The sequence below is a fragment of the Gammaproteobacteria bacterium genome (assembly GCA_033344735.1).
GTDB lineage: Bacteria > Pseudomonadota > Gammaproteobacteria > UBA4575 > UBA4575 > UBA1858.
Genome location: JAWPMW010000001.1, coordinates 1,929,328 through 1,941,812, shown reverse-complemented (window position 1 = coordinate 1,941,812; position 12,485 = coordinate 1,929,328). Strand labels below are relative to the sequence as shown.

General features: G+C 40.3%; 13 protein-coding genes. 9 read left to right on the top strand and 4 right to left on the bottom strand.

The features are described 5' to 3' along the window. Window positions 1–24 precede the first annotated feature (24 nt). Window positions 25–978, bottom strand: coding sequence for a methionyl-tRNA formyltransferase (fmt, locus tag R8G33_09950; GenBank protein MDW3095983.1), 954 nt, complete (start codon window positions 976–978; stop codon window positions 25–27). Between the two features lie 33 nt (window positions 979–1,011). Beyond that, window positions 1,012–1,548: a peptide deformylase gene (gene def / locus R8G33_09945; protein MDW3095982.1), complete on the bottom strand. Its 537-nt coding sequence runs from the start codon at window positions 1,546–1,548 to the stop codon at window positions 1,012–1,014. Between the two features lie 107 nt (window positions 1,549–1,655). Between def and R8G33_09940 the strand changes: the two genes are divergently transcribed. The 8 genes from R8G33_09940 to aroE all read left to right on the top strand — a co-directional run bounded on the left by R8G33_09940 (window position 1,656) and on the right by aroE (window position 10,222). Next, window positions 1,656–2,861, top strand: coding sequence for a LysM peptidoglycan-binding domain-containing protein (locus R8G33_09940; protein MDW3095981.1), 1,206 nt, complete (start codon window positions 1,656–1,658; stop codon window positions 2,859–2,861). 237 nt (window positions 2,862–3,098) lie between these two features. Next, the gene (gene dprA / locus R8G33_09935) at window positions 3,099–4,043 is read left to right on the top strand and encodes a DNA-processing protein DprA (protein ID MDW3095980.1); all 945 of its coding nucleotides are present in this window, start codon (window positions 3,099–3,101) and stop codon (window positions 4,041–4,043) included. A gap of 18 nt (window positions 4,044–4,061) precedes the next feature. Continuing rightward, entirely contained in the window at window positions 4,062–4,535 is a 474-nt protein-coding gene (locus R8G33_09930) for a DUF494 domain-containing protein (protein MDW3095979.1), read from the top strand. A 36-nt stretch (window positions 4,536–4,571) separates the two neighbouring features. Continuing rightward, entirely contained in the window at window positions 4,572–6,896 is a 2,325-nt protein-coding gene (locus R8G33_09925) for a DNA topoisomerase I (GenBank protein ID MDW3095978.1), read from the top strand. 21 nt (window positions 6,897–6,917) lie between these two features. Continuing rightward, the gene (locus R8G33_09920; protein MDW3095977.1) at window positions 6,918–7,463 is read left to right on the top strand and encodes an L-threonylcarbamoyladenylate synthase; all 546 of its coding nucleotides are present in this window, start codon (window positions 6,918–6,920) and stop codon (window positions 7,461–7,463) included. 9 nt (window positions 7,464–7,472) lie between these two features. Continuing rightward, on the top strand, window positions 7,473–8,387 hold the full coding sequence (gene hemF, locus R8G33_09915) for an oxygen-dependent coproporphyrinogen oxidase (protein MDW3095976.1): 915 nt from the start codon (window positions 7,473–7,475) through the stop codon (window positions 8,385–8,387). Between the two features lie 10 nt (window positions 8,388–8,397). Further along, complete coding sequence (hemB, locus tag R8G33_09910) at window positions 8,398–9,393, top strand: porphobilinogen synthase (GenBank protein MDW3095975.1); 996 nt, start codon at window positions 8,398–8,400, stop codon at window positions 9,391–9,393. Between the two features lie 10 nt (window positions 9,394–9,403). Beyond that, window positions 9,404–10,222 (top strand): shikimate dehydrogenase, encoded by an 819-nt coding sequence (gene aroE / locus R8G33_09905; protein MDW3095974.1) that lies wholly within the window; start codon window positions 9,404–9,406, stop codon window positions 10,220–10,222. Between the two features lie 2 nt (window positions 10,223–10,224). Here aroE and R8G33_09900 read toward each other — a convergent pair whose 3' ends face one another. Beyond that, entirely contained in the window at window positions 10,225–10,755 is a 531-nt protein-coding gene (locus tag R8G33_09900) for a gamma carbonic anhydrase family protein (GenBank protein MDW3095973.1), read from the bottom strand. Window positions 10,756–10,842: 87 nt separating this feature from the next. Here R8G33_09900 and ubiA point away from each other — a divergent pair, with 87 nt between their 5' ends. Then, entirely contained in the window at window positions 10,843–11,715 is an 873-nt protein-coding gene (gene ubiA / locus R8G33_09895; protein MDW3095972.1) for a 4-hydroxybenzoate octaprenyltransferase, read from the top strand. Here the strand turns inward: ubiA and R8G33_09890 are convergent. Continuing rightward, complete coding sequence (locus tag R8G33_09890; GenBank protein ID MDW3095971.1) at window positions 11,708–12,430, bottom strand: ComF family protein; 723 nt, start codon at window positions 12,428–12,430, stop codon at window positions 11,708–11,710. The genes ubiA and R8G33_09890 overlap by 8 nt on opposite strands. Between the last annotated feature and the right edge of the window lie 55 nt (window positions 12,431–12,485).

Here is a 12,485-nt window from a genome sequence, read left to right as displayed (position 1 = left end):
TACACTTATACCTAGTTAGAAGCCCTAATTGATGGTTTCACCAAGCTTTTGATTTTTCAGCTGATTTGAATTCGCGAAATCTGCTGCGGATACACGTTTACCACCCTCAGGAACTAATTCTGTTATGACCAAATTACCCTTACCAGTAATTACAACTATCCCTGATTTACTGGCTTCAAATACCATTCCTGGCAGAGATTTAGTTGAGGTTATTGGTTCAGCTAAATATGCTTTAGTTATACGCAGCCTGCGCCCATTAAATCTAGTATATGCGCCTGGCCATGGGTGAAATGCTCGAACTTTTCTCCATATTAGTTGCGCGGATTCGCTCCAATCGATTAAACCATCATTTTTTTTAAGTTTTGAACAATAGCTTACGAGCAAAGGGTCTTGTGGTTTAGGCTCAGTCGCCTTTTGTGACACTAGATTAATTGCTTCGAGAATGATTGATCCTCCAAGTTTGGCCAATTTATCATGCAAACTTTTAGCATTATCATTATCAAGTATGGGGCATTCCGCTTGTAGCCATATCTCCCCGGCATCCATAGCCTGCTGCATCTGCATAATTGTAATCCCACTTACCCTATCGCCAGCCAAGATAGCATGCTGAATGGGAGAAGCCCCACGCCACTTAGGAAGCAAGGATGCATGTATGTTTAAACATCCCATTTTTGGTAAATTCAACAGCTTTTGAGAAAAAATTTGCCCATATGCCGCCACCACTAGTAAGTCTAAATTTAGCTTTGATAATTCATTTATATCTTCATCAGAATTTACGTTTTCCGGTTGAATTACACGCACATTTCGTGAAGTTACTGATTGTTTAACAGCACTTTTTGAGATTTTACGGCCACGGCCTGATTTTCGATCTGGCTGTGTAATTACTGCTACCAGTTGATGATGACTATGCATAATTGCCTCAAGCGCAGGTACCGCAAACTCAGGTGTTCCGGCATACGCAATGCGTAAACTTTGCATGGTCAATATATAATCAAAGGAAAATGCTAAATCTTAAATAGCGTTAGATTTGTGTTTCGTGCTAGAGAGTTCGCCTGATTTTTCAAGTTTAACCAGTTTTTTCTTAATACGCTGTCTTTTCAATGGCGATAGATAATCAACAAATAATTTGCCCTGAAGATGGTCCATTTCGTGCTGGATACACACCGCAAGCAAATCATCCGCCTCTAACTCAAATGACTCACCATTTTCATTAAGTGCTTGAATTTTAACCTTTTCTGCCCGGGTCACATTTTCATAAAAACCGGGAACTGAAAGACATCCCTCCTGCATTTCTTCACTGCCATCGGACTCAAGGATTTTAGGGTTGATCAGGCATAGGGGCTGATTTTTATCATCAGATACGTCTATAACAATTACATCAAGTTGAATGTTGACCTGAGTGGCTGCCAAACCGATTCCAGGGGCCTGATACATAGTTTCGAACATATCCTTCACCATTTGTCGCACTTGATCGTCCACCTGAGTAACAGGACGTGCTTTAAGCCTTAATCTTGGGTCAGGAAAGTGTAATATTTCAAGCAGTGCCATTGAGTTATTAAAGTTGATTAAACAAGTTTCGCTTTGTTAAATAAATTTCTTAGGTCTACAATTCAGATCTTAACTATCGCTAATATTTTAAACCATCGTAAAGTCCAATGCGCAAATATCTTAATAGAATTTATACTTTATCACCTCTTTTACTAGGTCTATTGCTTGTATCTTCAGGATGTAGCACAACACCTAATGAACCTGATACCAGCAAAGAAATGGTAGAAGAAGCCATAGTCATGGAAGAGGAAAAACCTACAACAGTCGTCTACGAAGTTGATAATGCTGATGATGTTGACGTACAAAACCTTCCCACATCACCTCAAAATAACCAAGCAACTTTAAAAGCTAGTGCACCAGAGCAATACGTGGTGCAAAAAGGTGACACCTTGTGGGATTTATCTAATCAGTTCCTCAATCAACCATGGTACTGGCCAGAGATTTGGTACATGAACCCGCAGGTACAGAACCCACATCTGATATACCCGGGTGATGTTATCAATGTATTTTATGTAGGAGGTAAACCTTACATCACTGTTAATGGCGATAATAGAGTATCGGGTATTGAGCGGCTCTCACCAGTAATGCGCGGGGAGCCAATTGAAGCATCCCAGAAAGTTATTCCTATTCAAATTATCGAACAGTTTTTAACTAGACCGCTTGTTGTTAGCCTTGGAGAGTTAGAATCTTCACCTCATATTGTTGCCTCTAAAGATGGTAGATTGGTTTATGGCGCTAATGATCTTGTCTATGTTAGAGATGCGGGACATTTAAAACTAGATAGCGTATATAACGTCTACCGCCCAGGCAGCGCTTTTAATGACCCAATAACCAATGAGCTCATAGGCTATGAAGCTATTCATGTTGGTGACGGGAAGTTAACTAAAGAAGGTGAACCTGCTTCACTTTATCTTACAGATGCAAAGCGAGAAATTTTACGTGGCGACCGAATCATTGAAGTTGATAACATAGACGCCGATAGCTCATTGTATCCGCGCGAGCCTGATAAAGATGTTAATGGCCACGTTATTTACCTGCATGACGCAATATCACAAGTTGGCGCATATCAAATAGTAGTCACCAACATTGGTACTCAACATGGTATTGAAAAAGGGCACGTTCTAGCAATCAGTAGAGCTGGTAATACTGTAGTCGACCCTTATGCTGAAGAGACACAAGATGAAATGGTTGCATTGCCTAATGAGCAAACTGCAGATGCTATAGTTTTTCGTGTATTTGAGGGAATAAGCTACTTATTCATTCTAGACGCAAATCGCCCTGTTAGAACTGGAGACATTGTTACATCACCTTGAAAAATTTCATGGTTTGAATGTGCGTTAAGCTCTTCCAAGGGTAAAGTCAACTAAGCTAAGTTCCTCTAAAATATTAGAGGAACTTACATGAATGAATTAGAACACTGGCTAAAACTGTCTCATATACCTGGCATTGGGCCAAAAACCTTTAATTACTTACTAACTAAGTTTCCTAACCCAAGTATAATATTCTCCTCCTGTTATAAAGAGCTCGTAGGAAATGATGTGCCCAGACATGTGGCGAAGGCCATCATTAGTGCTAGCTCTAAAAGCTACCACAGTGACATTCACTGGCTTAAATCAAATCCTAAAAATCACATTATTTTATCTTCCCAAGCTAACTATCCAAAGTTACTTAAGCAGATATATATTCCTCCTCCTATTCTTTATGCAAGTGGCGACGTAACGTTATTAAATGGAAAGTCATTCATCTCCATTGTCGGGGGGAGAAAAGCAAGTTCTTTAGGCAAGTCTTTAGCATACGAGTTTTCAGCACAACTTGCGGAATCAGGTGTCTCCGTTATTAGTGGATTGGCACGTGGTATTGATAAACAGGCACACCTTGGGGCATTAAGTGTAAAGAGTGGTACTACCGTTGCGGTACTGGCTAATGGTCTGGATACAATTTACCCTAGTGAACATCAAGAACTAGCGGATAACATTATTTCTAGAGGTCTGTTACTGTCAGAGTTTCCGCCAGGCGTAAAACCCTTACCCCAGCACTTTCCAAAGCGTAATAGAATTATAAGTGGTCTTAGTCTAGGCACAATAGTTATTGAAGCTGCTGAGAGAAGTGGCTCTTTAATTACTGCACAGTCGGCGCTTGAGCAGAATCGGGAGGTATTTGCAGTACCAGGCCCGGTAAATAACCCTCTTAATAAAGGATGCCATAACCTTATCCAGCAAGGAGCCAAACTAACGACTTCCATTGGAGATATATTTTCTGAATTACCGATTATGAATCGTTCAAATTCACCAACAAAAATTAGTACAAAAAACCATCAGGTCAAACTAGGCGAAGTTGATAAATTACTCTGCTTCCTGGAGTACACCCCTATGACTATTGAGTTAATTATTGAAAAAAGTGGATTGACCCCGGAACAAGTTTCCTCCATGCTGACAGAGTTTGAAATCGGCGGTCAGGTAGTATCTGACGCCTTTGGTCACTATATTCGCGCTTAAGCTACGGGTTTTAATTAAATGAAAGAAAATGTTCTTGATGTCTTAACTTACATGTTTGAAAGCTACTTCGAAGAAGCTGACGCCATGTTTAATCGTGAGGCGTTATTAGAAGAGTTAGTAGAAGTGGGCTTTGATCACGGCGATGTTGAGAAGGCCTTTAATTGGTTAGCCGATCTCCCTACTTCAAATGATGACCTAGAGCTTAAGTCTCCTGTGTCAGGTTCTACAAGGGTCTATAATCCTTGGGAACTGAAAAAACTTGATACCGACTGTCAAGGGTATTTGTTGGAGCTGGAGCAAATGGGCATTTTAACTGCTGCTAGCCGAGAGCTTGTTATTGATAGAGTTATGGCTTTGGAAGCAGATGAGATAAATATCGAACAACTTAGATGGGTATGTCTAATTGTGTTATATAACCTCTCTGGCACTGATGTGCCATATAACTGGTTAGAAGACGTTATTATGGACTTATCCTCATCTCACATTCATTAAAAGTACAAGTCACTTTTTTACATCTGTAGTTCCAAAATGGGTAAGAACCTAGTCATCGTAGAGTCGCCGGCAAAAGCCAAGACGATCGAAAAATACTTAGGCAAAGATTTTAGTGTGTTGGCATCATACGGACATGTACGGGATCTCGTGCCTAAAGAAGGTGCTGTCGATCCTGAAAATCAATTCGCAATGAAATTTCAGCTAATTGAGCGTAATGAAAAACATGTCACAGCGATCAGTAAGGCACTAAAAAAATCAGATGCATTATACCTCGCAACTGACCCCGACCGTGAGGGCGAGGCTATTTCGTGGCATTTATATGAATTACTAAAAGAAAGGGGACTACTTGATGAGAAAGAGGTCCATCGAGTTGTATTCCACGAAATCACAAAATCTGCAGTACAAGATGCCATAGAAAATCCACGCGAGCTAGCAAACGATTTAGTTTATGCACAACAAGCCAGACGAGCATTAGATTACTTGGTTGGCTTTAATTTATCTCCTTTATTATGGAAAAAAATTAAACGCGGCTTATCAGCAGGGCGTGTTCAAAGCCCGGCATTACGATTACTTTGTGAACGCGAAGATGAGATTGAAAAATTTGTTGCTCAAGAATATTGGACAATAGAAGCGGACTGTAAAAAAGAAAAGCAACCTTTCCATGCAAAGCTAACTCATTACAAAAAAGATAAGCTTGACCAATTTGATATTAATACCGAAAAATTAGCGCAGGCTACACACAAAGCATTAACTAAAGCCGCTGATGGCAATCTTACAGTTGGCAAAGTAGATAAAAAAGAAAGGCGTAGAAATCCTACTGCTCCTTTTATTACCTCAACATTGCAACAAGAAGCTATTCGTAAACTACGCTTCTCAGCACAAAAGGCGATGCGCACTGCACAGCAACTTTATGAAGGTATTGATTTAGGGTCAGGTCCGGTTGGTCTTATCACTTATATGCGTACTGATTCCGTGATTTTAGCTAAAGAAGCCGTCGAGGAAATCCGTGGATTGATCAGTGATCGTTATGGCAAGGATTCACTGCCCGCAACTCCGCCAACATATAAAACAAAATCCAAAAATGCCCAGGAAGCTCACGAAGCTGTTAGACCTACTTCTGCTTTGCGCCTGCCTGAAGATATAAAAGAATTTCTAAGTGCAGAGCAGTACAAGTTATATGACTTAATTTGGAAGCGAACTGTTGCTAGTCAAATGACTCATGCAACTTTGAATACAGTTGCGGTAGAATTACACTGCGGTAATGAAGATAATATTTTCCGAGCTTTAGGCTCTTCAATCAAAGACCCTGGCTTTATGGTTGTTTATCAAGAGGGTGCGGACGATAAAACTCCGGATACTGGCGATGAAAAATTATTACCTGCAATGGAAGTTGGTGACGATATCAATTTAGAAGAGATTCGTTGTGAGCAACATTTCACTGAACCACCTCCGCGCTTTACCGAGGCAAGCTTAGTTAAAGCATTAGAAGAATATGGTATTGGACGACCCTCAACTTACGCCTCAATTATTTCGACTATTCAAAATCGAGAATATGCAGAAATAGAAAGTCGACGTTTTTTCCCAACTGACATAGGTCGATTAGTAACTCGTTTTTTAACGAAGCACTTTACTCAATATGTCGATTACGATTTCACTGCACGCCTTGAAGACGAACTTGATGAAATCTCACGCGGTGAGAAGGAATGGGTTCCAGTTATGGAATCATTTTGGAATCCGTTTGATGAGTTAGTAAAAGATAAAGAAGTATCTGTAACTCGTGAAGAAGCCATCGAGGCTCGCGAGTTAGGCGTACACCCAAAATCAGGCAAACCAATGAGTGTACGAATGGGTCGCTATGGCCCTTTCGTTCAAATTGGCACCAAGGATGACGAGGAAAAACCTAAATTTGCAGGTCTGCGTCCAGGGCAGAAAATGGATTCTGTCACCATGGAAGATGCGCTAGAATTATTTAAATTACCACGCGACTTAGGTGAAACTGAAGATGGAGAGAAAATCTCTGCCAATTTTGGTCGTTTTGGGCCATATGTTAAGTATGGCGCTAAGTATGCTTCAATTAAAGGTGAAGACCCCCATACAATCACTTTAGAACAGGCGCTTGAATTTATTGCTATTAAAAAAGAAGAGGATGCAAATAAATTTATTAAAGAATTTGAAGAGGATGGTATTCAGGTTCTTAATGGGCGCTATGGCCCCTATGTCACAGATGGCAAGAAGAATGCCAAAATACCGAAAGACGTTGAGCCTGATTCATTGACGTTAGAACAATGCAAAGAAATGATCGCCAAAGCGCCAGTTCGTAAAGCTCGGCGCAAGACTGCTAAAAAGAAAAAATCTTCCTAGTCTATTTACAAATATTTGTTGATGACTTCTTCATCGCAAGACCAAGCAATTTCTGTACTAAACAATCATGGTGTCATTGCACACCAAACAGATACCGTTATTGGTCTCGCATGCCTGCCTATAGAAACACAACTACTACGCTTAACCCGAATTAAACAACGCGAATTACAAAAGAGTTTTATTTTACTAGCGTCGTCTATACAACATTTATATAAATATATTCAGGTTAGCGATAAAGAGCTAGACACCTTAAACACAGAGACTAAGCAACCTACTACATGGCTAGTCACGGCAAATGATCATGTTCCTTTGCAGCTAATTGGTGAAACAGGAAAAATTGCTGTACGCATTACTAACCATGTTGGTATTAAGTCAATCTGTGATTATGTTGGAGCCATAGCATCAACTAGCGCAAATATTGCCGGCCAACCAATCTGTAGTGACATCTATCATGCGCGCGCAGTCTTTGGGCCTAGCATCGATTACATTGATCAGAATCAAACGCCTGGAACCGCAAAATCGAGTACTATTATTGATTTATGCAGCAAGACCATCTTACGTAGGTAGAATTAAGTTATGCACAACGTTCCCATTTTATCCGACGTACTTAGTTACTTAGAATCTCTTCAAGACGATATATGTGACGCACTTTCCAAGATAGACGGAAATAAATTTTCACAAGATCAATGGACAAGAGAAGAAGGCGGCGGTGGGCGCAGCCGTGTTTTAAAAAATGGTTCTGTTTTTGAACAGGCTGGCGTGAATCTTTCCCGTGTAAGTGGCAGTCAATTACCAAAGGCTGCAACTACTCAACGCCCAGAGCTATCAGGGAGTAGTTTTGAAGCAGCGGGAGTTTCTTTAGTGTTGCATCCAAATAACCCATATGCCCCGACTAGCCATTGCAACGTTCGTTTTTTTCTTGCCCACCCTAAAGATAAAGATCCTATTTGGTGGTTTGGTGGCGGGTTTGATCTAACTCCATATTATGGTTTTGAGGAAGACGCTGTTCACTGGCATAGAACAGCCAAAAAAGCATGCGATCCTTTCGGCAACGATACCTATGCTAGATACAAAAAATGGTGTGACGATTATTTCTATCTCCCACATCGAAAAGAGCCGCGCGGTATTGGTGGTTTATTTTTTGATGACTTGAATGAACCAGATTTCGACACCAGCTTTTCTTTTCTACGCAGTGTTGGTGATCACTTTATCCCAGCTTACGTGCCTATTGTAGAAAAGCGTAAAGATTTATCTTTTACAGAGCGCGAGCGACAATTTCAGTTATATCGTCGGGGTCGATACGTAGAATTTAACCTAGTCTATGACCGAGGCACATTATTCGGCCTTCAGTCTGGCGGAAGAACGGAGTCGATCTTGATGTCGCTGCCCCCACAGGTGCGATGGGAGTATAATTGGCAGCCACAAAAGGGAAGCGCAGAAGCTGACCTATATGACAATTTCTTACACGCAAAAGATTGGTTAAATCTATAAGGACAACTTGGTGAGTTATTTTCCCAATAGCAGAATGCGACGAATGCGTTCAGCCACATTTAGTCGGACATTAATGCAAGAAAGTATATTGACAGCATCCGACCTCGTATACCCAATGTTTATCATTGAAGGCAATAACCAGCGTGAGGCAGTCGCTTCCATGCCTGGGATAGAGCGCGTGAGTCTAGACCAGTTATTAAAAGAAGCGGCCGACATAAGCCAACTTGGGATACCTGCCATTGCGCTTTTCCCCGTGACACCAGATGAAAGAAAATCACTGGGCGCTGAGGAAGCATACAATCCAGAAGGGTTAGCCCAACGTGCGGTACGTATGCTCAAATCAGAACTACCCGATCTTGGCGTGATAACAGACGTCGCATTAGATCCATTCACCATTCACGGACAGGATGGCTTAATTGATGATAATGGTTATGTGGTTAACGATGAAACAGTAGAAGTATTAGTAAAGCAAGCACTATCTCACGCACAAGCCGGTGCAGATATTGTCGCTCCATCAGATATGATGGATGGACGGATTGGAGCAATCCGCACAGAGCTTGAAGCACATGGCTTCGTTAATACTAAAATCCTCTCCTATGCAGCAAAATATGCCTCAAGTTTTTATGGGCCTTTTCGTGATGCTATAGGGTCCTCAACAAATTTAAGTGGTGGGAACAAATACAGCTACCAAATGGACCCGGCTAATAGCGATGAATCGTTAAGAGAGGTTCAGCTAGATTTAGATGAAGGTGCCGATTTGGTCATGGTCAAGCCTGGTATGCCTTACCTCGATATCGTACAACGTATAAAAATGGAATTTGGCGTTCCTACATTCGTCTATCACGTCAGCGGAGAATACGCGATGTTAAAAGCCGCCGCTCAAAATGGTTGGCTAGATGAAAGGTCATGTGTATTAGAAGCACTATTAGGCATGAAGCGTGCTGGTGCAGATGCAATCTTAACTTACTACGCTAAAGACGTGGCTACCTGGTTACGTACTAGATAATTTTCTACCAATGAATAAGTACGCCGTCATTGGTAACCCTATAAAGCACAGTAAATCCCCACAAATACATACTGCTTTTGCGCAGCAGGAAAACGTTAACATTGATTATCAACGCATCCAAGCTGATAAAAATAAATTTATCTCGACTGTTAATCAATTTGTAAAGGATGGGGGTTTAGGCCTAAATGTCACTATTCCATTTAAGGTCAAAGCTTATGAACAGTGCCTGCAGTTAAATAAATATGCAAAAGCCGCTCAAGCAGTTAATACCATTAGTTTCGACCCAAACACTGGTTGGCTAGGCGCCAACACCGATGGAATTGGATTACTAAAAGACTTAAAAAATAATCTTAATCTCCAGATAAGGGATAAAAATATACTCATCCTCGGCGCTGGCGGTGCAACACGAGGTATTCTTTTACCCTTACTAAAAGAAGCTCCGACACAAATCTTACTGGCAAACCGCACTATTTCTAAAGCAATTGATTTAGCGAATGCTTTTTCAAGTGAAGGCAATATTGACGGCTGTGGTTTTAAGGATATTGACACTCAAGCATTTGACGTGATTATTAATGCGACATCTGCAAGTTTAGACAACAACCTACCAGCCGTACCTGAAACCATTATAAGCACAGAGTCTGTTTGTTATGACTTAGCGTATAGTGATAAGCCTACGGCATTTATAGAATGGTCTAATAAATTGAATGCAAAATTATCCATCGATGGCATTGGGATGCTGATAGAACAAGCTGCTGAATCTTATTATATTTGGAGAAATTTTAGGCCAGATACAAAACCGGTATTTAAATTACTACGGCCAAAAAGTTGAAATTAAGAGCTCTCATGCATTCGTTTAACCTTTACATAATGGTTGGCCGAATAAGATAAGTATTCAATTTCTCGCTCACGTAATTTACGTACTTTTTTAGCAGGCCTTCCCATCCATAAGTATCCTCCATCAAGTTCTTTTCCATTTGTCACAAGAGAGCCAGCACCAACCATCGCATGTTTGTGCACGATAGCCTTATCAAGAATCACAGAACCAATACCGATTAAACAACAGTCCATCAATGTACACGCATGAAGCACTACTGAATGACCCACTGTAACGTCACTGCCAATCGTCATACTAGCACCGCCTGGACTGAACTCCCCATCATGACTAACATGCAAAATCGAACCATCTTGTATGTTAGTTCGTTCACCAATTGTAATGGTGTTGATATCTCCCCTAACAACTGACATTGGCCATATTGAACTATCAGCTCCTATTTCTACCTGGCCAATCACCAATGCGCTTTGGTCAATATAAGAAGACTTATGTATATTAGGAGTATGATTTTGAAAAGTTCTAATAGTCATAACGTGGTTAATTGATCTTGATGATTGGATTATTTATGGTAATGCTATCATGCTAGACATAAAGCAGATAATTACTTACGCAATATTATGCCTATAAAACAAAAGTTAACTGCATATTCCCACCTTATTCGTTTAAATAAACCTATAGGTATTTTTCTTCTTTTATGGCCCACACTTTGGGCATTGCTAATTGCTAGTGAGGGAAAGCCAGACTTAACAATTTTAATTGTATTTATACTTGGTGTATTTTTAATGCGCTCTGCTGGTTGTGCGATAAACGATTATGCTGACCAAAAATTTGATGCTGATGTAGAGAGAACAAGAAATCGCCCTATGGTCACAGGTAATGTGTCTTCCTTAGAAGCTATTTCAATTTTTCTTATATTAAGTCTCATTGCTTTCTTTTTAGTGGTCTTTTTTCTAAATAAGCTGACATTAATGTTTTCTTTAGTCGCCGTTGTATTAGCAGCTTCTTACCCGTTCACTAAACGTCTGCATTACTTACCGCAAGTTCATTTAGGTCTGGCATTTGCTTGGGCTGTCCCAATGGTATTCGTTGCACATACTAGTGCATTTCCGCCGCAATGGGGCTGGTTACTATTTATTGCGACCTTAATCTGGACAACTGCTTATGACACCATATATGGTATGGTAGACCGTAAAGATGACGTAAGAATTGGCGTTAAATCTACGGCTATTTTATTTGGCCCTGCTGACCGTACTATTATCGCCATATTACAAACCTTCGTGATACTGGCTCTAATATCAGTTGGTACACAAACTGATTTGCGCTATTGGTATTTTTGTAGTTTAGCTTTAGCCGCATTACTTTTCTTCTATCAACAAATACTTATTTATTCTCGAAGACCGTTTGATTGCTTTGACGCGTTTCTAAATAACAATTACGTCGGACTGGTTATATTTATAGGTATTGCTGCGAGTTATTGGTTACCTATTTAGTTCGCGCTATTGCATAGATACTGACTCGCTTAACACCTGCTTTTTTTAAACAGTAGCTAAGCTCATTTACGCTCGCTGCTGTTGTAACTACTTCGTCAAATATAATCACGTGGTCATAATCAATTTGGCTAGTTACTTTGAAAGCGTTCTTTACATTTTTTTTACGCTGATTCTTTAATTTGTTTGTTTGTGTTTGGGTATTTTTAGTTCGAAACACACAGTTAAGGCTATAGTCAAATTTTATTTCTTTTCTAAATAATTTAATCAACTCGAATACGGCATTAAACCCTCTTTGACGAACTCGCGCAGGATGACTGGGCATAGGTATTACAAGACCAGTTTTAGCAACAGCACTAAATTTATTAGCTGACAATTTTACTAATGTATGTGCATTTTGCCATTGATTAAAATATTTATAGTGTGAGATTAATTTATCGATAGGTGGCTGATACCAAAAATTAGCATGGGTAGCATCATAGTAAGGAGGTAATTGTTGGCACTTACCGCATATCTTAGTTACGCTCATTTCTGCTGCAATTGGTAGGCCGCAAATGCCACATAGCCTATTCTCAGAACACCAGGGCAAATAATGAATACAAGCATCACACACCCCAATTCCTCTATGATCATTGCTGCCACATACGCAGCATATCCATGGATATACTGTCCGGTTGATAACTTGGCCCCACTTGTAAAGTTTAACAACAGCTTTCATTTGACAAGTGCCTGTAGGTGTTTAGACTCCGGTACCTAAATATCTGATTGAGCAA